Origin of the sequence: Mesorhizobium terrae (assembly GCF_008727715.1) — a bacterium.
Taxonomy (GTDB): Bacteria; Pseudomonadota; Alphaproteobacteria; order Rhizobiales; family Rhizobiaceae; genus Mesorhizobium; species Mesorhizobium terrae.
Window position 1 is genome coordinate 5,493,374 of record NZ_CP044218.1, and the last position, 22,236, is coordinate 5,515,609.

The following is a 22,236-nucleotide window of genomic DNA, read 5'->3' on the forward strand; positions in this document are numbered from 1 at the left end:
AAATCAACGTATCGGGTCGCTATCGAATTCAACGCAACGCACTCACACTGGTCTGCTTTGCAGATCGCTTTTGTTGATCTGAAACTCGCATCCAGCCTTTAAGGAATGAATAAAACCGGGCCGAACTAGGCCGATCACGGTGCGAATATCGGTATCCCCCGGCATCCATGCCCAGCCGATTGCGGTCATGGTAAACACCGGGTTAGCCGGACCGCCTTCAGGACTTTTCCGGCCATTTCGGACGCTATCGGAGCAGTGCCGGAAAAGACGAATAAACACAGCATCTTAGATGGTTACCGCAGCCCTAACGAAAAAGGCCGCATTTTAGCCTTGTCTAAATCGAAAATCGGGCCTTTCCAGATTGTCTAAAATTTGAGGCAAATTCTCGCATGGACCGCAAGCCGTCCTTTGCGCGGCTGTGTCAGGATCATCCTCAACAAACGAGACTGCGGCACAACGATGCCCGGTCCGGTCACAACGAGAGGGTCGTGTCATGTTCTTTCTGCTCAGAGCCGCTTTCTGGTTCTCGCTCGTGCTGCTCGTGCTGCCGTTCAGCGTCGGCTCCGACGAACAGGGCCAGAGCGTAAACCCCATCCAGGCGCTGCTGGCGGCGCGCGACGCGGTCGGCGACATTGCCGGCATGTGCGAACGCAAGCCCGACGTCTGCGAAACCGGCAAGGCCGCGGTGCACACCATCTCGGTACGCGCCAAGGAAACCGCCAAGATCGCCGCCGACATGCTGGACGACCAGCCGGCCAAGCAGGCCGAGGCCGCGCCGGCCGGCCCGTCGGACACCACGACCATCACCGGCAGCGTCATCCCGACGCCGTCCGCCCGCCCCGATCCGAACAACTGATCGGCCGGGGCGCCAGGCCCCGATCCCACTTTTGTCGCGAAAATCCCCTTGCCGATCTTCGGCATCACCCGCAGGCCGCCTCCCTCTCGGCGCCTGCGGTTTTCTTTTTCCGTGACTGTAGCGGCCGGCGTGACTATATCGCCTGCATGAGCGCCACCATCGAAGCCATACGCGACGACTTCTCCCTGCTCGACGAGTGGGAAGACCGTTATCGCTATGTGATCGAGCTGGGCGAAGCGCTGCCGGAATTCCCCGATACCGCCCGCATACCCCAGAACAAGGTGCCCGGCTGCGTCAGCCAGGTGTGGCTGACCACCGAACAGGGCAGCGGCGGCGATCCGGTGCTGACGTTCCAGGGCGATTCTGACGCGCATATCGTGCGTGGGCTGGTGGCGATCATGCTGGCGCTGTTTTCCGGCCACACTTCCAGCGATATCCTGAAGACCGACGCGGAAGCCACGCTGAAAGCGCTGGGGCTGGACGAACATCTGTCGCCGCAGCGCGCCAACGGCCTGCGCTCCATGGTCAAGCGCATCAAGCACGATGCCGAAGCGGCGCTGAAGCAGACCGCCTGAGCGTTTCGCGAAAGACTATCTACCGTCACGCGATGCGCGGGCGATAATCCTGCGCGCCCCAATGCAGGGGTTGCCTTGGTCCACGCGCCGGCGGGCGGTAGTGCCGCGCCAGTACTGCCAGGCCGGTCTTGAGCACGATCTTGGCCGAGCGCAGCGGCCAGCCGCGTTCGCTTTCGACCCGTTCGAGCCCCTTCAGGAAACAGCAGACATCGACCAGAACGCCGGACAGTTCCGGGCCGACCGCCGCCAGCGCGGCCTCGACGCGATGGCGCGCGGCGAGCGCGGCGTCGGTCAGGTCGGCGAGGCCGTCGGCGCGCCGGCCCGACGAGACCGATGCCTCCCAGTTGGCGCCCAGCCTCGGCATGATCTGGCCGCGCGTATAGTCGGCGCGCAGCCTTTCGCCCGCCTCGAATTCCGGTGGGCTCAGAAACGGCTTGCCGTCCTTGGTCTTGCGCCGCACCAGTTGCGCCAGCGGCGATTCCGACAGATTGGCCATGACCGAAACCGGACAGGTGCCGGTATCGGCGGTCACCACGCCAAGTTCGCGTTGTCGCCCGCCAAATGCGTCGGCAGGCGCGGACAGGCGCTGCGCCAGCGCAGCGCCGCTGGCCGTCAATGCCAGGCTGAACCCTTCGCGTTTGATCACGCCGCCGGAAGCGAGCGTGGCAAGCACATGCTCCTCCACCGCGATCGCACCCCGCCCCGAAGCCTCGACAAGCAGCCGGCCCGCGACCGAGGCCGGCCGCAGCGAGGCCGGGCCCGGCATCAGAAAATGCAGCAGCCTTCTTTCGCTTGAAACCACAGTCGCGCACGCCTCCATCTCAGCGCCCCAGCCGGTCGCGGAAGGCGGCATAGGCAATCCGTTCGACCACCAGCACGAGATGGTCGAATTCGGCGTCGTCGCGCATGTCCTCGATGAGGTGGCAGGCATGAACCACCGTCGTGCGGTCGCGGCCGAAGGCGCGGCCGATCTCGCCCTGGGTGAACTGCAGCACGACATGCGCGACATACATGGCGATCTGCCGGACCCGCGTCACCGGCGCCGACGTGCGCTGCGCCTTGCGCAGTTCCCTGCTCGACACCGAAAACAGCGCCGCGGTCATGTCGATCAGCCCTTCGCAAAGTTCGAACACGATCTCGTCGCGTCGCTTCGCATGTGGGTGAGACCCTTCCGAAAATACGAGCCCGCTGGTGGCAGGTTCGCCCGGTTCATCGGCTAGGACGGTCATCAATTGCACGAAACCCCTCCCGTTATAGGAATAAGTTCCTTTGTAGCCGGATACGCCGTACATGTGAACAAATCAAGAACATTGAATCTGGCAAATAGCGCGCAAAGTCTTGAAATGACTTGCGAATAATTTTCACCGTCCCGAAGCGCGCTTGTCCTTTCTCCCCACGCCCCGCGTAGCGGAGATGATCTCACCGTCACAGCAACAGCGAGGCAGGACGGATGAAGCGGTTCGAGGAAGAAGCGAAAAGTTTCGGTGCCAGGAAAACAGCGCAGGCAAACGAGGCACGCCAGCTCGCGGCGACGAGCCTGTTATGCGGCATCGATCTGGCGGCCGCGTTTACCGCGCCGCCCGAGACGAAAGCCAAATTGATGCAAAGGCTTGAGCGGGTCATCGAACGCGAGCGGCTAAAGGGCATGCGCCGCCACTGGAGCTACGATCTCAACCGTCATATCGCGCTGAAACAGGCACTGGACCGGCTGCGCGGCGAAGCGCCGGCGCAAAGCGAGGATGGCGGCCATGTCGGAAACCGGGCGCGCAGCCATGCCCGAAAAATGAAACGGCGCCCGAAGGCGCCGTTCGATCACGCGGGCAACAACTCCTTGGCGAAGCCGTGAACCCGTGAAAAGCCTGGAACTACCGGCCCTTCGGCTTGCGGCCGAGGCCCATCTTCTTGGCCAGCTGCGAGCGCGCGGCGGCATAGTTCGGGGCGACCATCGGATAGTTGGCGTCCAAGCCCCACTTTTCGCGGTACTGGTCGGGGGTCAGCCCGTAATGGGTCATCAAATGGCGCTTGAGCGACTTGAACTTCTTCCCGTCCTCGAGGCAGACGATGTATTCGTCATGAACCGAGCGCTTCGGATTGACAGCCGGCTTCTGCTTGTCGGCAGGCGGCTGTTCCACCGTTCCACCCACGCGGCCAAGGGCAGCGTGAACATCGGCGATCAGATTCGGAAGCTCACCCACCGGAACAGGATTGTTGCTGACGTATGCGGCAACCACGTCTGCGGTCAACTCGATCAGCATATCGCTGTTTTTTGGAGGCGTTTCGACAATATCCATAGCGTTCGGGTCCCAACGAGAGTTAAGTCTTGCCCATTCTGGAGAGGGCGCTGCACGCTTCTGCACAGGCTGTTGCCCGCGAGTCGTGTCACGGGGCTTTAATGGACTTGATAGACAAGTAAGTCAATTCATTCTTCAACTATATTAATACTGCTCAAGAAAATATTCTTTGACGGGTGGATATTTTTCCGTACTCCGTACAACTTCTGCGTTATCGCTTGGCCTAATCGAACCGCGGCTCTGGAGAACATCTTGAACTACATCCGGGCCGCCGGCGAGCGTTTCCCAACCTTCCCCAACGTCAACTACTGAGCAGCGCCTCCCTCGACCGCCGTCCGCCGCGTAAAGAAGCGGGCGCCTCTTGAATGCCGCCGCCTCGCCGTGTTCAGTCGCAACTCGGATTCTGCACAGCGAGATTTGGATGACCCGACCTGCAATTTTTCCCCAGGCCACTGCACCGCGCCCGGAAAAGCGACCCCATTCCGACACCCACCACGGCGTGACCCGGGTCGACAACTATGCCTGGCTGCGGGCCGACAACTGGCAGGAAGTATTCAAGAATTCCTCCGTGCTCGATCCGACGATCCGCAAGCATCTGGAGGCCGAGAATGCCTACCAGGCGGCCTTGATGACCGACACCGCCGACCTGCAGAAAGCTCTGTTCGGCGAGATGAAGGGCCGCATCAAGGAGGACGATTCCTCCGTGCCGATGAAGGACGGCCCCTTCGCCTACGGCTCCTCCTTCAAGCTCGGCGGCGAACAGCCGCGCTATTTCCGCACGCCGCGCGACGGCAGCGAACAGCAGATCCTGCTCGACGGCGACCTCGAAGCCGAAGGCAAGGCCTACTTCCGCCTGGGCGGCGTCGACCACTCTTCCGACCACAAAAGGCTGTTGTGGGCCTTCGACGACAAGGGCTCCGAATTCTACACGCTATACGTGCGAGATCTTGCCGACGGAAACGATCTTGCCGACCGCATCGAGGATACTGGCGGCGGCGGCGTGTGGGCGGCCGACAACAGCGGGTTCTTCTACACCAGGCTCGATGCCAATCATCGCCCATCCAAGACTTTCTACCATGCGATCGGCGCCAATTCGCAAGAAGATCTTCTTGTCTACGAAGAACAAGATCCAGGTTTCTTCATGAATGTTGGCGGAACGCGCAGCAACGAATGGATCATGATCGGCATCAACGATCACGAGACCTCCGAATACAGGCTGCTGCGCGCCGGCGAGCCGCTTGCCGAGCCGAAGCTGGTGGCGGCACGCGAAATCGGGCTGCAATACGACCTCGAGGAAGGCGGCGATGTCTTCTTCATCCTGACCAATGCCGACGGCGCCAAGGACTTCAAGATCATGACCGCGCCGGCACACGACCCTGTGCGCGCCAACTGGCGCGAGCTGGTGCCGCACGAGCCGGGACGCCTCATCCTCTCGGTCATCGGCTTCAAGGACTTCATGGTACGCCTGGAGCGCAAGGACGGCCTGCCGCGCATCGTCGTGCGCGAGCGGGCGAGCGGCGAGGAACATCTGATCTCCTTCGACGAGGAGGCCTTCTCGCTTGGCCTGTCGGGGTCCTACGAATACGACACCGAAATCATGCGGTTCTCCTATTCGTCGATGACGACGCCGTCGCAGCTGTTCGACTACGACATGCGCACGCGCCAGCGCACATTGTTGAAGACGCAGGAAGTGCCGTCCGGCCACGATGCCAGCCACTATGTCACCCGACGGCTGATGGCCCCCGCTCACGATGGCGAATTGGTGCCGATTTCGCTGATCCACCACCGCGACACGCCCATCGACGGATCGGCGCCCTGCCTGCTCTACGGATACGGTTCCTACGGCATCGCCATACCGGCATCCTTCAACACCAACTGCCTCTCCTTGGTCGACCGCGGCTTCGTCTATGCGATCGCCCATATCCGCGGTGGCAAGGACAAGGGCTACGCCTGGTACGAGGACGGCAAACGCGCGACGAAGATGAACACCTTCACGGATTTCATCGCGACCGCCCGGCATCTGGTGGCCGAAGGCTACACCGCCCATGACCGCATCGTGGCGCAGGGCGGTTCGGCCGGCGGCATGCTGATGGGCGCCATCGCCAACATGGCGCCCGACGCATTCGGCGGTATCGTCGCCGAAGTGCCTTTTGTCGATGTGCTGACGAGCATGCTGGACGCGACCCTGCCGCTGACACCGCCAGAATGGCCCGAATGGGGCAACCCGATCGCCTCGGCGGACGACTACCGCACCATCGCGGCCTATTCGCCCTACGACAATGTCGGCGCGCTCGATTATCCACCAATCCTGGCGCTGGCCGGGCTGACCGACCCGCGTGTCACCTATTGGGAGCCGGCGAAATGGGTGGCGCGGCTGCGCGAAATGAAACGAAGCGACAGCCCGGTCCTGTTCAAGATCAACATGGAATCCGGCCATGCCGGTGCGTCCGGGCGCTTCTCCAGGCTGGAGGAGATCGCCTTCACCTATGCTTTTGCTCTCAAGGTGACGGGGAAGATGGAAGCCTGAGCTGTCGGCAGTCGGCAGTCGGAAGAGATTGTTGACGTGGAATTCGCCGTCTCGCCTGTCGCAGCCGACACTGCGACGGGTTTTCTTCCCGACTGCCGATTGCCGACGGCCTTCGCTACTTCCGCGCCGGATAGCCATTGGCGTGCGGCGGTATCGCCTTCAGATAGGCGGCGATCGCGGCGCGATCTTCGGTCGTCAGTTGCGCCATGTTCTTCTGCACGTCGGCCATCGAACCGCCGACGGAATCGAACTCCGGCGTGAAGCCGGTCTCCAGATAGTTGGCGATGTCGGCGGCCGACCAGCCGGCGAAGCTGCCCTTGCCAGGCGTGATGTTCGGCACGATGCCGCCACCTTCGGCGGCGACCGCGCCGGCCAGCCATTGTGTCTTGTCGGGTCCGCCAGAGACATCGCGCGGTGTGTGGCATTCGCCGCAATGGCCGGGCCCTTCAACCAGATAGCGTCCGGCGACGACCGCGGCGGGTGCGTCGGCGGCGAGCGCCACAACCGGGTTGCTGTCTAGATAGAGCCGTTTCCAAAGGCCGATGCCGCGACGAATGGTGAAGGGGAAAGACAGTGAATGCGCCGCCGCCTTTCCGGGAACCGCTGGCAGCGTCTTCAGATAGGCGTAGAGATCGGCCACATCCGACGGCTTCATGCGGGCATAGGAAGTATAGGGAAAGGCCGGATAGAGATGTTCGCCGGAAGGCGAGACGCCGCGCATCATGGCGTTGGCGAAGTCCTCCAATGACCAGGCGCCGATGCCGTCTTGTCTGTCCTGCGAGATGTTAGGCGCAACGAAGGTGCCAAACCCGGTCTTCAGTTCGACCCCACCCACCAGTTCCAGCCGGGCGTCGCCTTCAGCCTTGGGCCGCGCGTGGCAGGATGTGCAGCCGCCGGCGTTGAAGATGCGTTTGCCGCGCACCGCATCGCCCGCCCCGAGCCCGGCAACGGTGGCTGCATCCAGCCCGACCGGCGCGGACAAAATCCATCCGGCTCCGGCGACAATGCCGGCCAGCGCCACGCCGGCGCCGACTATCCTGCCCCACACCGGGCGCGTCCCGTCAGCTCTTCTTCAGGCGATAGGGCTGGTGACAGCCGCCGCAATTGGCGGTCACCGCGCCAAAGCTGGTCTTCAGCGCGTCGACGCTGTCGGGCGCGGCAGCCACGGCTTCCTTCACATTGGCCAGATATTTATCCCCAGCGGCCTTGAAGCCGCTCGGGTCTTCCCAGATCTTCGGAGCGGCTTCGGTTTCGCCCTTGTCGCTGCCGGCCGGGAACATCGTCGCGACATCGAATTTCTGCGCATTCGCTTCCAGGGCCTTGAGCTGGTCGAGCACGGCGGCCGCGTCGAAAGCGGCATCACCCTTGACCACTTTGGCAAGGCCGCCCACGAGCTTGCCGCGCTCCTTCATCAGGGCCTGACGGTCGGCGATCGGATCAGCGAAGGCGGCCGAGCCCGCGAAGGCAAGCATCGAGACGGCGAGGACAAGCTTTCTCATTCGGTGAGTTCCTTGGTTGACGATCGAGACATTCGTATGCCTGGGACAACGGCCAAGGTGGCCCAAAAATTCCGGAATATCCACTCACGCGCCTTTGAACCTCAGTTGAATGGTCGCGAGATCGGCAGGACGGCCAAGCCCGGGCCGCTGGGCCAAAGAAAAAGCCCCGCAAAAGCGGGGCTCCTCCAGATCAAATTCAGTGGACCGAAAGAGCGGTCTTCACGCCTTTTCGTAGAGTTCCAGCACGTAATCCCAGTTGATCAGGCTGTCGACGAAAGCCTCGAGATATTTCGGGCGCGCGTTGCGATAGTCGATGTAATAGGAGTGCTCCCACACGTCGACGCCGAGGATCGGGGTAGCGCCGTGAACCAGCGGGTTCTCGCCGTTCGGGGTCTTGGAGATGGCGAGCTTGCCGTCCTTGACCGAGACCCAGGCCCAGCCCGAGCCGAACTGGGTGGTGCCAGCGGCGATCAAGTCAGCCTTGAACTTGTCATAGCCGCCGAGATCGCTGTCGACCGCCTTCTGCAGCGCGCCCGGCAGCTTGTTGCCGCCGCCGCCCTTCTTCATCCACTTCCAGAAATGGACGTGGTTGTAGTGCTGGGCGGCGTTGTTGAAGAGGCCGGCATTCTTGCCGAACGACTGCTTCACCACCTCTTCCAGCGACAGGTTTTCCATGCCGGCCTCTGCGGCCAGCTTGTTGCCGTTGTCGACATAGGCCTTGTGATGCTTGTCGTGGTGGTACTCCAGCGTTTCCTTCGACATGAAGGGCTGAAGCGCCTCGTAATCGTAAGGCAAGGCGGGCAGTTCAAAAGCCATGGTCGTACTCCTTCGTTGGCAATTTCCGGCAATCTCTCACCGGACAGACATATGGTGGAACTGTCTCGCGACAACCCATGAAACTGGTGTGCGGTTCCTTCTAAAGCATCGCACCGGAAAGTGGCAGGCCGTTTTCGCCATGGAACCGGGTTTACCCGAAAAAATATACTAAGGGAACACTTGGAAAATTAATTTTCAAGCGGTCGCCAGGCCGTGTGGGCAGTTCGAGATCGAACTCGCAAGCGGTCATTCCGGGTTCCACTAAGCGCCCCCGGGAATGACGTAGGTAAGGGTGGCCGGTCGCATCTTATGGAGGCCTAACCGTCCACAGGCTGCTAACCGGCGGGCGTCGAATGCGCCCATTCCCAATAGAGCTCGCGCGCCTTCTTGGCGACCGGACCAGGCTGCAGGTCGCGATCCTCGATGCGGGTGATCGGCACCACTTTCGAATGGTTGCCGGTCGAGAAAATCTCGTCGGCCTCGCGGAAATCGCGCACCGTCAGCGTCTTTTCGGTGGTGCGGAAGCCGTAATCAGCCAACAGCTTGACCGTGCGCGCCCGGGTAATGCCAGACAGGAAGGTGCCGTTGGCGGCGGGCGTGTAGATGTGCCCGTCCTTGACCATGAACACGTTGGACGAGCCGGTTTCGGCGACGTTGCCCAGCATGTCGAGTACCAGCGCATTGTCGAAACCGCGCGCCTTGGCTTCCAGAATGGCGCGGCCATTGTTCGGATAGAGGCAACCGGCCTTGGCATTGGTGGGCATGGTTTCGATCGATGGCCGCCTGAATGGCGACACGGTGATCGAAAATCCGGCCGGCGGCATCATCGGCGCCTCGTAGAGGCACAGGCAGAAGCGGGTCGAGGCGGGATCGGCCGGCACGCCCATATAGCCGCCATGCTCGGCCCAGTACATTGGGCGGATATAGACGGCGGTCTTGCCGTCGAATTTCTTCAGCCCTTCCCAGGTCAGGCCGATGATCGCTTCCGGCGTCATGGTCGGCTCCAGGCCGAGTGCGACAGCCGAGGCGTTGACGCGGGCGGCATGGCGGTCAAGGTCCGGGGCGACGCCCTCGAACCAGCGCGCCCCGTCGAATACCGACGAGCCCAGCCAGAACACGTGGCTGCGCGGCCCGACTAGCGCGACATTGCCCTCATGCCAGTCGCCGTCGACAAAGGTCCAGGTGGTTGAAAGTGCGGCGCTCGCCAAAGTCATGGTCGGATCCCGTTGCTGCCGATGAGGCTGGCAAGATTGGGCGCGAGGCGATGGTGCCGTCAACCGGCATCGGCCGGAATTGGTGAGGCCAGCGGCGACCGCTCCGTATCCGCAACCCCGTCACGCAGATGTGATCGGCTGGCGCGAAAATCATAAAGAAAACCATGTCAAACAAGGCTTTGCGCGACCGGAGCCAGCTTGAAAGGAGGCCGCGCCCGGCGAAAGCCATGAAAATGGCGTTGCCGATCGGCAACACTAGCCGGACCGTCACCCCCTCGCCTCTTTTTGTCCACCTTGCCGCCGGAATCAGAAACGCCTATCGCCCCCATCACAACGGCACGACCGTCAAGCGGGCCAACGCCCATTCACGCTTTCTTCGACATATCGAACTAATCCAAGGCCATTATGCTCAAGACGCCCACCATCCCCATGACCCGCCGGGGGTTCCTGAACACCGCATTGGTCGGCGCCGCCTCGATGGCGCTGGCCGCCTGTACCACCGTCAGCCAGGAGCCGCCGCCGGTGGTAGCACCGCCTCCCCCGCCGCCGCCCGCCGATCCGATCCTGCCCGACTACGCCGTCATGTATGGCCCGGTGGTCGACGAGAATTACGAGATCCCCGCGATCCCCTACCGCAAGATCGACCAGCAGTTCCTGCGCCAGGTCGTTCCGGACCCGACCGGCGAGAAGCCGGGCACGGTCGTTGTCGAGACCTCGACGCATTTCCTCTATGTCGTGCTGCCGGGTGGTCGCGCGCTGCGCTATGGTGTTGGCCTCGGCCGCGCCGGCTTCGCATGGTCGGGCACCGCCGTCATGCAGTGGAAGCGCAAGTGGCCCAAGTGGACGCCGCCCGAAGACATGATCAAGCGCCAGCCGGAACTGCGCAAGTTCAGCGCCGACAATGGCGGCATGCCGCCCGGCCTCAAGAACCCGCTCGGCGCCCGCGCGCTCTATCTGTTCCAGAATGGCGAGGACACGCTCTACCGCCTGCACGGTTCGCCGGAATGGAGCTCCATCGGAAAGTCGGTCTCGTCCGGCTGCGTGCGCCTGATCAACCAGGACGTCATCGATCTCTTTGATCGGGTCAAGAACGGCGCCAAGGTGATCGTCACCGAACGCGCCGGACAGCCGCTGGTCGCCAATTCCTACGACCAGGAGCAGGGTATCCCGATCGACAGCGGCGTCCCCGCTGGCTCGCAGTTGCTCGGCCCCGCCGGCCGCTCCTGGTTCTAAACACCGTTCGATATCGCGAAACGGCCGCTGCCCTGCTCGGACAGCGGCCGTTTTCGTTTGACGCTCGGCCGACGCGCCGTGCTCCAACCCGCCGCGCGCGTTGAAGCAGGTCGGGAATACGGATATCCGTTGTCCGTAACGTGCGCGGATGCAGCCTGTCTCGGGAGATCGCCATGCCGACACGCAGAGCATTTTTGGCAAAGGGTCTGCTGGCCGCGGGCGGCGGCATCCTTGGAGCAAGCATGACCGGCGTCGCCGCCCGCGCGGAAGACGCAGCCCGGCAATGGCACATGCCTGAAGAGGGCGAGCCGCACGCCGCCACATGGATGGCGTTCGTGCCGAGCACCCGGATCTGGGGCAAGCAGCTGCTGCCGGTTGTACGCGAAAACCTCGCCCGTATCGCCAAGGCCATCGCGGCCTATGAGCCGGTGAAGATGTTGGTGCGGGAAGACGAGTACGACCTGGCACAGCGCCTGTGCGGTCCTTCGATCGAGCTCGTCGTCCAGCCGATCGACGATCTGTGGATGCGCGATACCGGCCCGGTCTTCGTAAAGGACCAGTCCGGTCAACTTGGCGGCGCGGGCTTCAACTTCAATGGCTGGGGCGACAAGCAAAGCCATTCGCGCGATGCCAAGGTGGCCGCGTTCGTCGCCGGCCAGGCCAGCGCCCGGTTCCTGGAAACGGATCTGGTGCTGGAAGGCGGCGGCATCGAGGTGGACGGCGAAGGCACGGCCATCATTACCGAAAGCTGCGTGCTCAATCCGAACCGCAACCCGGATCTCACCAAAGCCGCCTGCGAGAAGGAATTGTTCCGGCTGCTCGGGCTTGAGAAGATCGTCTGGCTGCCCGGTATAGCCGGCAAGGACATCACCGACGGCCACACCGATTTCTACGCGCGCTTCGCCGGTCCCGGTGTCGTCGTGGCGGGGTTGGATACCGATCCCGCCTCCTTCGACCATGCCGTCACGAAACGGCATCTGGAGATATTGGGACAGGCGACCGACTCCAAGGGAAGGCGCCTGCGCGTCGTCACCCTGCCCGGCCCGACAAGCGTGCGGGAGGACTATGAGAACCGCGAGTTCGCCGCCGGCTACATCAATTTCTATGCCTGCAACGGCGCGGTGATCGCGCCCGAATTCGGCGACAAGGACGCCGACAGGACGACCCACGACACCCTATCGGACCTGTTCCCGAAGCGAGAAATCATTCAGCTGAACATCGACGGCATCGCCGCCGGCGGCGGCGGCATTCATTGCACGACCCAACAGCAACCGGTTTAGTGTGCGCCTGAAAATCGGCGTCGATTTTCGCAAAGGATCACGCGCAAAACCGGACTGTCAGGGACTACCCTTTAAGCGCCAAACAGCGATGCGGATCACCGCCGCGTAAGGCTGCCCAAGATTCCGCGCACGATCGCCCGGCCGAGCGAGGAGCCAACCGAACGCACGACGGACTTGATCGCCGCCTCGGTGACGGTCTGCCGGTTCGACGGCCTTGGCGCCGGCGCGCGTTGTCCAGGCTGCTGGCGGCCGCCGCCGCCGAAGTCCGGCAAGGTCCAGCCCGAACCGCCGCTTTGCGGGGCCTGCGCCTCGGCGGCCTTCTTCTGGAGGACCTCGAAGGCGGATTCGCGGTCGATCGTCTCGTCATACTGGCCGGCCACCGGGCTCTCGGTGATCAGCTTGCGGCGCTCCTCCGCAGTGATCGGGCCGAGCCTGGAGGATGGCGGGCGGATCAGCGTGCGCTGGACCATCGACGGCACGCCCTTCTCCTCCAGCGTCGAAACCAGCGCCTCGCCGGTGCCGAGTTGGGTGATGGCGGTGGCGCAGTCGAATTCGGGATTGGGACGGAAGGTTTCGGCCGCCGTCCTCACCGCCTTCTGCTCGCGCGGCGTATAGGCGCGCAGCGCATGCTGCACGCGGTTGCCGAGTTGGGCGAGCACCGTTTCCGGCACGTCGAGCGGGTTCTGGGTGACGAAATAGACGCCGACGCCTTTCGAGCGGATCAGCCGCACCACCTGCTCGACGCGGTCGACCAGTGCCTTCGGTGCGTCGTCGAACAGAAGATGCGCCTCGTCGAAGAAGAACACCAATTTCGGCTTGTCGGGATCGCCGATCTCGGGAAGCTGTTCGAACAACTCCGACATCAGCCAAAGCAGGAAGGTGGCATAGAGGCGCGGATTGGCCATCAGCTTGTCGGCCGCCAGCACGTTGACGGCGCCGCGGCCGTCGCGGGTGGTGCGCATGATGTCGGCGATCCTGAGCGCCGGTTCGCCGAAGAAATTGGCGCCGCCCTGCTGTTCGAGGATGAGCAACGAGCGCTGGATGGCGCCGACCGACAGTTTGGTGACATTGCCGAAGCGGGCCGATATCTCGGCGGCGCGCTCGGCGATGTTGGCGAGCAGCGCCTGCAAATCCTTCATGTCGAGCAGGAGCAGGCCTTCCTCGTCGGCGATGCGGAAGGCGATGTTCATGACGCCTTCCTGCGCCTCGGTGAGGTTCATCAACCGCGACAGAAGCAGCGGCCCCATTTCCGAGACGGTGGCGCGGATCGGATGGCCTTGTTCGCCGAACAGGTCCCAGAAGATGACCGGAAATTCCTGGAACTGGTACGGATCGAGCTTCACATCCTTGGCGCGCTTGACCAGGAAATCCTTGGCCTCGCCGATGGCCGCGATGCCGGAAAGGTCGCCCTTGATGTCGGCGCAGAACACCGGCACGCCAGCGTTCGAAAAACCTTCGGCCATGATCTGCAGCGTCACCGTCTTGCCGGTGCCGGTGGCGCCGGTGACCAGGCCGTGGCGGTTGCCATAACGCAGCAAGAGCTGTTCCGGTTTCTGGTAGCTGTCATCCGGCTTGCGGCTGGCGCCCAGGAAAATGCTCGTCTCGTCAGCCATTGTCTCGTCTCCGCAAAGCCGCTGTGCGCATCGTCACAAACCCGTTCCGCCGCAGGTATAGTAACGCAGTCGTCAAAATCAAAGGTGCGAAGTTCGAGGAGCGTGGCGGGGTAGCTCTCGGATTGTCGTCATTCCCGACCTCGTGAGGGAGCGAAGCGACCGGAGAGTGTCGGGAATCCATGCCGGAATGGCGGCGAGGGCTGCAACGGTCCAAAATCTGGCATTCATTCGCGCCGATTATCTGTCAATGCTCTTGTAGATCAGATAACATGTCGATAAAGTCAGAAAAAATCGACACAATAACCTCATGTGTCGAAGACATCGACATATCTGCCCTTCATGTCGATCAAACGGCAGATTATCACCATGAGCTTCCGCCCGGACCAGCCTTTCAACGATCTTCCGCCCCTGCCACCGGCGCAAGACATCGAAACCAAAGCAGTGCTGAAAGCCTGTATCGAGGCACGTGCCGCCTTGGCAGAGTTGAGGGTCTCGGGGCAACTCATCCCCAATCAAGCGGTGCTGATCAACTCGATCCCCTTGCTTGAAGCCCAGGCCAGTTCCGAGATCGAGAACATCGTCACCACCAGTGACCGGTTGTTTCGTTTCGCCAACGACGCGCAGGGGCAAGCCGATCCTGCGACCAGAGAGGCGCTGCGCTATCGCACGGCGCTGCATCGCGGTTTCGGGATGCTGAATCAACGTCCGCTCTCGACAGCCATCGCCGTCGAGGTATGCCGCACAATCAAGGGCGTCGATCTCGATATCCGCAATACGCCCGGCACCGCATTGGTGAATGACGCGACCGGCGCCGTGATCTATACACCTCCGGAAGGAGCCGACCTTCTACGCTCAAAGCTCGCAAACTGGGAGCGTTATATCCACGAGGTCGAGGAAACGGACCCGCTAATCCGTCTCGCGGTGATGCACTATCAGTTCGAGGCCATCCACCCCTTCGCTGATGGCAACGGCAGGACGGGGCGCGTACTGAATCTGCTCTATCTGGTGGACAAGAAACTGCTGGATATTCCCGTGCTCTATCTCAGCCGGCACATAATCCAGAACAAGGCGACCTACTACAGATATTTGCTGGAGGTTACGACCAGCGGTTCGTGGACGCAGTGGGTGTTGTTCATGCTGGAGGCGATCAGGACGACAGCCCAATGGACCACCGCAAGGATAGGCGCCATCCGCGATCTGCTGGAGCAGACGGCCGACCGGATGCGGCAGAACCTGCCGAAGATTTATTCCCGCGAACTGGCCGAGTTGATCTTCGTGAACCCCTATTGCCGGATTAGCGATCTGGTTGACTCCGGCGTGGCCAAACGCCAGACAGCCGCGGTCTATCTCAAGGCGTTGACGTCGGAAGGGTTTCTGCACGAGGCAAAGGCCGGGCGGGAAAACCTTTATATAAACCCTGCCTTGTTGGCGCTGTTGTCGGATCGTGGTCAGTCAACTGCCTGATCAGATGGCAATCGGACGGCCGCGTAGCTCCTTCAAACACCTGCACTTCAAACCTGACACACCACACTTGCCATGTTGCTGCATTGCGATGCGCGGCAATGGACCTTAGAGTGATTTGCAATGGCTGGTGCGGCCGGCAGACGAGGATGGATGATGGGCAGCAAAGCCATCGACGAACCGAGCGAACCCGACAGTCCGCAGCGGCAGCGCTGGCTGGCGCTGGCCGAGAAGGCATTGGCCGGCGCTTCCTTCGAGGAAAAGCTGGTTTCGCACAGCGATGACGGCATTCGCATCAATCCGCTCTACGAGCGCGCCAGCGGGCATGAGCACAGCCTGCGCGCCAACCCGCTGAAGCCCTGGATCGTTTCGCAGCGCGTCGACGACCCGGATGTCGAGCGTGCCCGCGCGCAGGTGGCCGAAGACATCGCCCAGGGCGCGACCGGCCTTTCGCTTGTGTTCGAAGGCGCGCCGAATTCATTCGGCTATGGCCTGCCCTATGCGCCCGACACGATCGACCGTGTGCTGGAAGGCGTGCCGCTCGACCAGACCTATCTGCGCGTCGACGTGCATCCGGCCAGCCGCGCCATGGCCGACTGGCTGACCGCCTTTCTCGCCAAGCGGCGTGTCGATCCGGCGAGGCTGAACCTTTCCTTCGGCATCGACCCGGCCGCGATCTTTGCCGGCACCGGGCGGCTGCGCATGTCGATCGAGGCGCTGCAGGCCTCGATGCCGCAGTCGCTGGCGCATTTCTTCGCCATGGACGTGCCGGGCGTGCTGCTCGAGGCCGATGGGCGCGTGTTCCACAATTCCGGCGCCACCGAGGCGCAGGAACTCGGCATCATGCTGGCTTCGGCCGTGTCTTACCTGCGCCTGTTCGAGGAAGCACGCCAGGCGCTGATCTATGCCGCGCCGCATATCGGCTTCGCATTGGCCGTCAACCAGGATCAGTTCCTGTCCATCGCCAAGATCCGGGCGCTGCGCAGGCTGTGGATGCGCGTTCTGGAGGCAAGCTCGATTCAGCCGACGCCGGCCAGCGTGCACGCCGAGACCTCCTACAGGATGGTGACGGCCGCCGACCCCGAAACCAATATCCTGCGCTCCACCATCGCCTGTTTCGCGGCTGCCGTGGGCGGCACCGATTCCATCGCGATCCTGCCGCACACCATCGCGCACGGCCTGCCGGCCGCCTTCGCCCGCCGCGTCGCCCGCAACACCCAGCTTGTCATCGCCCGAGAGAGCCATCTCGGCCATGTCGGCGATCCGGCCTTCGGCTCGGGCGGCATCGAGGCGCTGACCGACAGCCTGTGCGAAGCGGCCTGGAAGGAATTCAGGCAGATCGAAAAGGAAGGCGGCGTTCTTCAGAGCCTGAAGGACGGCCACATCCAGAGCCGCATCGGCGAAGCGCGCAAGGCACGCGCCGAGGCCTATCGCAGCGGCGAGCGCGCCATAGTCGGCACCACGCTGCATCCGGTGAAGACCGAACGGCCGGTGGAGACGCTGGAGGCGACGCCGCGCATCGCGCCCAGCGACGGTACGGTCTTCTGCGAACCGCTGCCGCCGGTCCGCGACGACGCGTCGGTCGGAGGCATGGTTTGATCCCAGATTTCAGCAGCATGGCGTGGACGGCGCCGCGCATGCCATCCGCCACGGTCGACGGCATCTGGGAAACGCCGGAAGGCATCGCGGTCAAGCGCCAGTACGGCCAGGCCGATCTGGAGGGCGTCGGCAATCTCGACACCTGGCCGGGTCTCGCGCCGTATCTGCGCGGCCCCTACCCGACCATGTATGTCCAGCAGCCTTGGACGATCCGGCAATATGCCGGCTTCTCCACGGCAGAAGAATCCAACGCCTTCTACCGGCGCAACCTCGCCGGCGGCCAGAAGGGCCTGTCGATCGCCTTCGACCTTGCCACCCATCGCGGCTATGACAGCGACCATCCGCGCGTGGCCGGCGATGTCGGCATGGCGGGCGTGGCGATAGATTCCATTCTCGACATGCACCAGCTCTTCGACGGCATCCCGCTCGGCGAGATGACCGTCTCCATGACCATGAACGGCGCGGTGTTGCCGATCCTGGCGCTCTACATCGTCGCCGCCGAAGAACAGGGCGTGGCGCAGAAGGATCTCACTGGGACCATTCAGAACGACATTCTGAAAGAGTTCATGGTGCGCAACACCTATATCTATCCGCCGAAACCCTCGATGCGGATCGTGTCGGATATCTTTTCCTACACATCCAAGAACATGCCGAAGTTCAACTCGATCTCGATCTCCGGCTATCACATGCAGGAGGCAGGGGCGACGGCCGACCTGGAGCTCGCCTACACCATCGCCGACGGCATCGAATATGTGCGCGCCGGCGTCGCCACCGGCCTCGACATCGACAAGTTCGCGCCGCGGCTCTCCTTCTTCTGGGCGATCGGCATGAACTTTTTCATGGAGGTCGCGAAACTCCGCGCCGCGCGCCTGCTCTGGGCCGAACTCATCGAGAAGAATTTCGCGCCGAAGGATCCGCGCTCGCTGTCGCTGCGCACTCACAGCCAGACGTCCGGTTGGTCGCTGACGGCGCAGGACCCCTACAACAACATCGTGCGCACGATGATAGAGGCGATGGCCGCCACGCAAGGCCACACCCAGTCGCTACACACCAACTCGTTCGACGAGGCGCTGGCACTGCCGACCGACCATTCGGCGCGCATTGCCCGCAACACGCAGATCGTCCTGCAGAAGGAAAGCGGCACCACCCGCATCATCGACCCCTGGGGCGGCTCGGCCTATGTCGAGCGGCTCACGCATGAACTGGCCGCGCGCGCCCGCGCCCATATCGAGGAAGTCGAGAAGCTCGGCGGCATGGCGGCCGCACTCGAAAAGGGCATTCCGAAGCTGCGCATCGAGGAAGCCGCCGCCCGCACACAGGCACGTATCGATTCAGGCGAGCAGGTGCTGGTCGGCGTCAACGCCTTCCAGCCCGAGCGCGACATCGAAGTCGATGTCCTGAAAATCGACAATGCCGAAGTTCGGGCCAGGCAATTGTCCAAGCTGCAGCGGCTCAAGGGCACGCGCGAAGTCGCCGCCGTCGAGAGCGCGCTGGATGCGCTGACGAAAGCCGCGCAGGGCGACGGCAATCTGCTGGAATTCGCCATCCGGGCGGCACGGGCCAAGGCTACCGTCGGCGAGATCTCGCTGGCGCTGGAAAAGGCGTTCGGCCGCCATGTCGCCTCGGTTCTGATGATCTCGGGTGTCTACCGCGCCGCGCTCGGCGACAATCCCGAAGTCGACCGGCTGCAGGACAAGATCGCTGTCTTCGAAAAGAAGAATGGGGCGAAGCCACGCATTCTCGTGGCCAAACTCGGCCAGGACGGCCACGACCGCGGCCAGAAGGTGATCGGCACCGCCTTCGCCGATCTCGGCTTCGACGTGACGGTGGGCGCGATGTTCCAGACGCCAGACGAGATCGGCAAGCTGGCGGTGGAGAACGACGTCCACATCGTCGGCGTCTCCTCGCTCGCCGCTGGCCATCTGACGCTCATCCCGGAACTGAAGGCCGTACTGAAGAAGCTCGGCCGCGAGGACATGCTGATCGTCGCCGGCGGCGTCATTCCGCCACAAGATTTCGACGCCGTGTTGAAGGCGGGTGCGGCCGAGATCTTCCCGCCAGGCACAGTGATCCCACAAGCGGCCGAACGGCTGGTGGACAGGCTGCTGGGATAAAGTCGGAATTGGTACCGCTGCTGACGCTCGACCGGCTGCTGCGCGAAACCGACGCAAACGTTGCCGGCGTAGGCGGCAAGGAACAGACAGCCCCTACCCCAGCCCCACCACTTCCCATTCGCGGCCGTTGACCGCGATCGTATCGCCAACGGCCTTGCCGAACAAAGCCCGCGCCACCGGCGAGACATGCGAGATCGAACCCTTGGCGGGGTCGGCTTCGTCCTCGCCGACAATGTGCCAGGAAACCGCTGCGCCGTCCTCGCCTTCCAGCGAAACCGTCATGCCGAAGCGCACCACGCCGCTGTTCGGCTCGGGCACGGAAAGCTCCGCGTTTTCGCGGCGCGCGTTCCAATAACGCAGGTCGCGCGAGACCAGCGCGATGCGTTCACGGTCGCTTGCCGTCTCGGCATTGGCCAGTGCTGCCCGCAAGCCTGCCAGTTCGGCATCGATCATCGCCAACCCTTTGGGCGTGACCAGATTGCGGTGTTGGCTGACAGGCCGCTCGCCAATACCGGCGATGGCGTTCTCGCTGTCTTCTTCACGGGTGAAAGCTCTGCTCATGAAGGAAACTTAAGGCCGGAGAGTTGGCTTAACAAGCACCGGTCGAAGCTCGGATGTCCTGAGTTTCAAAACATGGCGAACTGGAACATCCACGCACCCTAGTCAGCCAACCCACGGCATGGCACGGTCGCCCAGCCTCATTGAAGACGGGAACCGAGCCGATGTTGGATAGACGCCGCCTTCTGGGCTTTGCCGCCGGCGCTGCCGTGCTCAGCCTGATGCCGGGCAAGGCAGCCGCGGCCAAGGCTTCGGGCGCGAAGGCTTTGTCCAGAACCGGCGGGATCGATCCGGCCGATTTCGATGTGCGGCCCGGCGCCACGGATGACCAGAGCAAGGCGTTCACCAAAATGCTCAAGGCGGCGAGCGATGCCAACCAGAGAGTTCGAGAAACGATGCAGAACGCAGAAATCTGGAAACCGGCTTCGCTTAAATCGAGCGAAAGCCGTCATAAGCACCTCGTTGCGAGCTTCAATTATGACTGCGCTCGATGGCACAGCGCTCAATCCACTCGGCCGGCAATACATTCACCGCAGCGTTCGGAGGTAGCTCGTAAAAATCCATCTCACGATAGCTCCACGCATATGGCTTGCAGTGTTTCAAAGCGGCAGCGTGGAGAAAGAACTGAAATTCGTTTGGTGCCTCCTGCAACGAGCGGAAGAATGGTTTTTCAACATAGCTATCCGGTGCGAATTCCAAAACTTTCACTCGCCTCAAACGCTCTGCGTAGGCACCGACCAGACCAACGGAAAGGACCATCGTCAGTCCAATAAAAAGAGGTGTGCGGCTGAGAGCAAACCATGCTGGAACCCACGAGGCGACATACGCAGCGCATGCCATGCTCAAAACGACAATCCACCGCCAGAACGGCGCGCCAAGATCATTCGAATAAAACATAAGATATCCGATGGGAGGCAAGATACTATGGAAAAGAAGAAGTGAAGTGAATATACAAACGATAGCAGAGCTTCCAAAGCATATAAAATTTCTCACAATGGTTCCCTACCCCGTTCTCAAGATAGGTTCGTATCACATAAATTTCTGGGTCGCCACGCACCAACGCGAATGCCTGTTTCCGCAAACCGGGACTTGTTCACAACACATGTAACCGGATTCTGAGTTTTGCTCTCGCTGCGTTTGCAGGCTCACTACTTGCACTAGCCATCACTGCCACGCCATGGCACGGTCGCCCAGCCTCATTGAAGACGGGAACCGAGCCGATGTTGGATAGACGCAGCCTTCTGGGCTTTGCCGCCGGCGCTGCCATGTTCAGCCTGGTGCCTGGCAAGGCAGCCGCGGCCAAGGCTTCGGGCGCGAAGTCTTCGTCCAGAACCGGCGGGATCGATCCGGGCGATTTTGGAGTCAGGCCCAGCGCCACGGACGACCAGAGCAAGGCGTTCGGCAAAATGCTCAAGGCGGCGAGCGACGCCAACCAGCCTATAGTTCTGCCACCGGGCACCTATATCGTGTCCGGCCTCATCCTGCCGCCGCGCGTGCGGCTGGCCGGCACTGCCGGCGCCACCCGGCTGATCCATGGCGGCGGCGGGCCGTTTCTATCAGGCGAAAACGCCGACCATGTCGAATTCTCCGGCCTCGTCTTCGACGGCGCCAACCAATATCTCGGCGAAAGCGTTTCGGGCCTTCTCGACCTGCGTTCAGTGAAGACACTGTCGATCGACAACTGCCAGGTGAACGGCGCCTCGAAAAACGGCATTGCGCTGCAGCGCGCGGCCGGGCGCATCGAGCGCTGTTTCATTTCGGGCGCCGCGGACGCCGGCATCTGGTCGGTCGACGGAGCCGGCCTTTCAATCAGCGGCAACAGCGTGATCGATTGCGCCAATGGCGGCATCCTTGTCCATCGCCGGCAGACGGCCGAGGACGGCACGATGGTCACCGCGAACCGCATTTCTCGCATCGCGGCGCGCAATGGCGGCACCGGCCAGAACGGCAACGGCATCAATGTCTTTCGCGCAGGCGGCGTGCTGGTCTCCGGCAATGTCGTTGCCGACTGCGCTTTCTCGGCGATCCGCGCGAATTCCGGCTCGAACGTGCAGATCACCGGCAATTCCTGCCTGCGCTCCGGCGAAACGGCACTCTATTCCGAATTCACCTTCGAGGGCGCGGTGATCGCCAACAATGTTGTCGACGGCGCCGCCAACGGCATTTCCATCGTCAATTTCAACGAGGGCGGGCGCATGGCGACCTGCAGCGGCAACATCGTGCGCAACCTGTCGACCACTGGTCCGTATCCACCGGAAGTCGGCGGTTTCGGCATCGGCATCGGCGTGGAGGCCGACACGACCGTTTCCGGCAACATCGTGGAAAACGCGCCGCTCTACGGCATGCAGCTTGGCTGGGGGCCTTATCTGCGCAACGTCGTGGCCACCGGCAACGTCATCCGCAACGCCGGCACCGGCATCGCCGTCAGCGTCGTGGAAGGCGCCGGCAGCGCCATCATTGCCGACAACATCATCGACGGCGTGACCAACGGCGCCATCATTGGCCACCGCTGGGCAAAGCCCGCCACCGGCGATCTCGCCCAGAGCGGCACCAGCGGCTATCCGCACCTCGTCATCGAGCGCAACAGGGCAAGCTGAGTT

Annotated in this window: 21 protein-coding genes and 1 pseudogene; 10 read left to right on the plus strand and 12 right to left on the minus strand. The window is 62.6% G+C overall.

The window, feature by feature from the left end; translation table 11 throughout:
* Positions 1-42: 42 nt before the first annotated feature.
* The gene (locus tag FZF13_RS29110) at positions 43-189 is read right to left on the minus strand and encodes a hypothetical protein (protein WP_161773083.1); all 147 of its coding nucleotides are present in this window, start codon (positions 187-189) and stop codon (positions 43-45) included.
* Between the two features lie 304 nt (positions 190-493).
* Between FZF13_RS29110 and FZF13_RS27650 the strand changes: the two genes are divergently transcribed.
* Both FZF13_RS27650 and FZF13_RS27655 read left to right on the plus strand, forming a co-directional pair.
* Positions 494-856, plus strand: a complete 363-nt coding sequence (locus tag FZF13_RS27650) for a DUF5330 domain-containing protein (RefSeq protein ID WP_024925504.1) — start codon at positions 494-496, stop codon at positions 854-856.
* A gap of 146 nt (positions 857-1,002) precedes the next feature.
* The gene (locus tag FZF13_RS27655) at positions 1,003-1,431 is read left to right on the plus strand and encodes a SufE family protein (RefSeq protein ID WP_024925505.1); all 429 of its coding nucleotides are present in this window, start codon (positions 1,003-1,005) and stop codon (positions 1,429-1,431) included.
* A gap of 25 nt (positions 1,432-1,456) precedes the next feature.
* Here the strand turns inward: FZF13_RS27655 and FZF13_RS27660 are convergent, their stop codons facing one another.
* Together FZF13_RS27660 and FZF13_RS27665 are read right to left on the minus strand one after the other, a co-directional pair.
* Positions 1,457-2,197 (minus strand): DUF6456 domain-containing protein, encoded by a 741-nt coding sequence (locus tag FZF13_RS27660; RefSeq protein WP_244431229.1) that lies wholly within the window; start codon positions 2,195-2,197, stop codon positions 1,457-1,459.
* Between the two features lie 55 nt (positions 2,198-2,252).
* A complete protein-coding gene (locus FZF13_RS27665; protein WP_024925507.1) occupies positions 2,253-2,660 on the minus strand; it encodes a helix-turn-helix domain-containing protein in 408 nt (135 codons plus the stop codon).
* Between the two features lie 221 nt (positions 2,661-2,881).
* Here FZF13_RS27665 and FZF13_RS29390 point away from each other — a divergent pair.
* Positions 2,882-3,148: pseudogene (locus tag FZF13_RS29390) on the plus strand (cytoplasmic protein); the annotation flags it as partial.
* A gap of 148 nt (positions 3,149-3,296) precedes the next feature.
* On the opposite strand, the gene FZF13_RS27675 reads toward FZF13_RS29390, so the two are convergent.
* Positions 3,297-3,722, minus strand: coding sequence for a Ros/MucR family transcriptional regulator (locus FZF13_RS27675; RefSeq protein ID WP_024925509.1), 426 nt, complete (start codon positions 3,720-3,722; stop codon positions 3,297-3,299).
* Positions 3,723-4,143: 421 nt separating this feature from the next.
* Between FZF13_RS27675 and FZF13_RS27680 the strand changes: the two genes are divergently transcribed.
* Positions 4,144-6,249 carry a S9 family peptidase gene (locus FZF13_RS27680; protein ID WP_024925510.1) on the plus strand — a complete coding sequence of 702 codons (2,106 nt, stop codon included), beginning with the start codon at positions 4,144-4,146 and terminating at the stop codon, positions 6,247-6,249.
* Between the two features lie 115 nt (positions 6,250-6,364).
* Here FZF13_RS27680 and FZF13_RS27685 read toward each other — a convergent pair whose 3' ends face one another.
* The 4 genes from FZF13_RS27685 to FZF13_RS27700 all read right to left on the minus strand — a co-directional run bounded on the left by FZF13_RS27685 (position 6,365) and on the right by FZF13_RS27700 (position 9,778).
* On the minus strand, positions 6,365-7,297 hold the full coding sequence (locus FZF13_RS27685) for a cytochrome c (protein WP_036254888.1): 933 nt from the start codon (positions 7,295-7,297) through the stop codon (positions 6,365-6,367).
* Between the two features lie 13 nt (positions 7,298-7,310).
* Positions 7,311-7,748, minus strand: coding sequence for a c-type cytochrome (locus tag FZF13_RS27690; protein WP_024925511.1), 438 nt, complete (start codon positions 7,746-7,748; stop codon positions 7,311-7,313).
* Positions 7,749-7,967: 219 nt separating this feature from the next.
* The gene (locus FZF13_RS27695; protein ID WP_024925512.1) at positions 7,968-8,564 is read right to left on the minus strand and encodes a superoxide dismutase; all 597 of its coding nucleotides are present in this window, start codon (positions 8,562-8,564) and stop codon (positions 7,968-7,970) included.
* A 335-nt stretch (positions 8,565-8,899) separates the two neighbouring features.
* Positions 8,900-9,778: a branched-chain amino acid aminotransferase gene (locus FZF13_RS27700; RefSeq protein WP_024925513.1), complete on the minus strand. Its 879-nt coding sequence runs from the start codon at positions 9,776-9,778 to the stop codon at positions 8,900-8,902.
* Positions 9,779-10,183: 405 nt separating this feature from the next.
* Between FZF13_RS27700 and FZF13_RS27705 the strand changes: the two genes are divergently transcribed.
* The gene (locus tag FZF13_RS27705; protein WP_024925514.1) at positions 10,184-11,011 is read left to right on the plus strand and encodes a L,D-transpeptidase; all 828 of its coding nucleotides are present in this window, start codon (positions 10,184-10,186) and stop codon (positions 11,009-11,011) included.
* Positions 11,012-11,184: 173 nt separating this feature from the next.
* Positions 11,185-12,291 carry an agmatine deiminase family protein gene (locus tag FZF13_RS27710; RefSeq protein ID WP_024925515.1) on the plus strand — a complete coding sequence of 369 codons (1,107 nt, stop codon included), beginning with the start codon at positions 11,185-11,187 and terminating at the stop codon, positions 12,289-12,291.
* Between the two features lie 95 nt (positions 12,292-12,386).
* Here FZF13_RS27710 and FZF13_RS27715 read toward each other — a convergent pair whose 3' ends face one another.
* Complete coding sequence (locus FZF13_RS27715; protein ID WP_024925516.1) at positions 12,387-13,904, minus strand: helicase HerA-like C-terminal domain-containing protein; 1,518 nt, start codon at positions 13,902-13,904, stop codon at positions 12,387-12,389.
* A 366-nt stretch (positions 13,905-14,270) separates the two neighbouring features.
* On the opposite strand from FZF13_RS27715, the gene fic reads away from it, so the two are divergent.
* The 3 genes from fic (at position 14,271) to scpA (ending at position 19,078) form a co-directional block, all read left to right on the plus strand.
* The gene (gene fic, locus FZF13_RS27720) at positions 14,271-15,368 is read left to right on the plus strand and encodes a protein adenylyltransferase Fic (RefSeq protein WP_024925256.1); all 1,098 of its coding nucleotides are present in this window, start codon (positions 14,271-14,273) and stop codon (positions 15,366-15,368) included.
* A 153-nt stretch (positions 15,369-15,521) separates the two neighbouring features.
* Complete coding sequence (locus tag FZF13_RS27725; protein WP_024925255.1) at positions 15,522-16,964, plus strand: methylmalonyl-CoA mutase subunit beta; 1,443 nt, start codon at positions 15,522-15,524, stop codon at positions 16,962-16,964.
* A complete protein-coding gene (scpA, locus tag FZF13_RS27730) occupies positions 16,961-19,078 on the plus strand; it encodes a methylmalonyl-CoA mutase (protein ID WP_024925254.1) in 2,118 nt (705 codons plus the stop codon). Before FZF13_RS27725 ends, scpA begins: the two co-directional genes overlap by 4 nt.
* A 93-nt stretch (positions 19,079-19,171) precedes the next feature.
* Here the strand turns inward: scpA and greA are convergent, their stop codons facing one another.
* The 3 genes from greA to FZF13_RS27745 all read right to left on the minus strand — a co-directional run bounded on the left by greA (position 19,172) and on the right by FZF13_RS27745 (position 20,533).
* Entirely contained in the window at positions 19,172-19,639 is a 468-nt protein-coding gene (gene greA / locus FZF13_RS27735; protein WP_024925253.1) for a transcription elongation factor GreA, read from the minus strand.
* Between the two features lie 137 nt (positions 19,640-19,776).
* Positions 19,777-20,088, minus strand: coding sequence for a hypothetical protein (locus FZF13_RS27740; RefSeq protein ID WP_137900966.1), 312 nt, complete (start codon positions 20,086-20,088; stop codon positions 19,777-19,779).
* A 19-nt stretch (positions 20,089-20,107) separates the two neighbouring features.
* Positions 20,108-20,533 carry a hypothetical protein gene (locus FZF13_RS27745; protein WP_024925252.1) on the minus strand — a complete coding sequence of 142 codons (426 nt, stop codon included), beginning with the start codon at positions 20,531-20,533 and terminating at the stop codon, positions 20,108-20,110.
* 323 nt (positions 20,534-20,856) lie between these two features.
* Between FZF13_RS27745 and FZF13_RS27750 the strand changes: the two genes are divergently transcribed.
* On the plus strand, positions 20,857-22,233 hold the full coding sequence (locus FZF13_RS27750; protein WP_024925251.1) for a TIGR03808 family TAT-translocated repetitive protein: 1,377 nt from the start codon (positions 20,857-20,859) through the stop codon (positions 22,231-22,233).
* Positions 22,234-22,236: the final 3 nt, after the last annotated feature.

Bases quoted from the DNA above. Each gene is read 5' to 3' on its own strand.
- FZF13_RS29110 (WP_161773083.1), bottom strand. From the start codon at position 189: ATGACCGCAATCGGCTGGGCATGGATGCCGGGGGATACCGATATTCGC.
- FZF13_RS27650 (WP_024925504.1), top strand. From the start codon at position 494: ATGTTCTTTCTGCTCAGAGCCGCTTTCTGGTTCTCGCTCGTGCTGCTC.
- FZF13_RS27655 (WP_024925505.1), top strand. From the start codon at position 1,003: ATGAGCGCCACCATCGAAGCCATACGCGACGACTTCTCCCTGCTCGAC.
- FZF13_RS27660 (WP_244431229.1), bottom strand. From the start codon at position 2,197: ATGCCGGGCCCGGCCTCGCTGCGGCCGGCCTCGGTCGCGGGCCGGCTG.
- FZF13_RS27665 (WP_024925507.1), bottom strand. From the start codon at position 2,660: ATGACCGTCCTAGCCGATGAACCGGGCGAACCTGCCACCAGCGGGCTC.
- FZF13_RS27675 (WP_024925509.1), bottom strand. From the start codon at position 3,722: ATGGATATTGTCGAAACGCCTCCAAAAAACAGCGATATGCTGATCGAG.
- FZF13_RS27680 (WP_024925510.1), top strand. From the start codon at position 4,144: ATGACCCGACCTGCAATTTTTCCCCAGGCCACTGCACCGCGCCCGGAA.
- FZF13_RS27690 (WP_024925511.1), bottom strand. From the start codon at position 7,748: ATGAGAAAGCTTGTCCTCGCCGTCTCGATGCTTGCCTTCGCGGGCTCG.
- FZF13_RS27695 (WP_024925512.1), bottom strand. From the start codon at position 8,564: ATGGCTTTTGAACTGCCCGCCTTGCCTTACGATTACGAGGCGCTTCAG.
- FZF13_RS27700 (WP_024925513.1), bottom strand. From the start codon at position 9,778: ATGACTTTGGCGAGCGCCGCACTTTCAACCACCTGGACCTTTGTCGAC.
- FZF13_RS27705 (WP_024925514.1), top strand. From the start codon at position 10,184: ATGCTCAAGACGCCCACCATCCCCATGACCCGCCGGGGGTTCCTGAAC.
- FZF13_RS27710 (WP_024925515.1), top strand. From the start codon at position 11,185: ATGCCGACACGCAGAGCATTTTTGGCAAAGGGTCTGCTGGCCGCGGGC.
- FZF13_RS27715 (WP_024925516.1), bottom strand. From the start codon at position 13,904: ATGGCTGACGAGACGAGCATTTTCCTGGGCGCCAGCCGCAAGCCGGAT.
- fic (WP_024925256.1), top strand. From the start codon at position 14,271: ATGAGCTTCCGCCCGGACCAGCCTTTCAACGATCTTCCGCCCCTGCCA.
- FZF13_RS27725 (WP_024925255.1), top strand. From the start codon at position 15,522: ATGGGCAGCAAAGCCATCGACGAACCGAGCGAACCCGACAGTCCGCAG.
- greA (WP_024925253.1), bottom strand. From the start codon at position 19,639: ATGAGCAGAGCTTTCACCCGTGAAGAAGACAGCGAGAACGCCATCGCC.
- FZF13_RS27740 (WP_137900966.1), bottom strand. From the start codon at position 20,088: ATGACGGCTTTCGCTCGATTTAAGCGAAGCCGGTTTCCAGATTTCTGC.
- FZF13_RS27745 (WP_024925252.1), bottom strand. From the start codon at position 20,533: ATGTTTTATTCGAATGATCTTGGCGCGCCGTTCTGGCGGTGGATTGTC.
- FZF13_RS27750 (WP_024925251.1), top strand. From the start codon at position 20,857: ATGTTGGATAGACGCAGCCTTCTGGGCTTTGCCGCCGGCGCTGCCATG.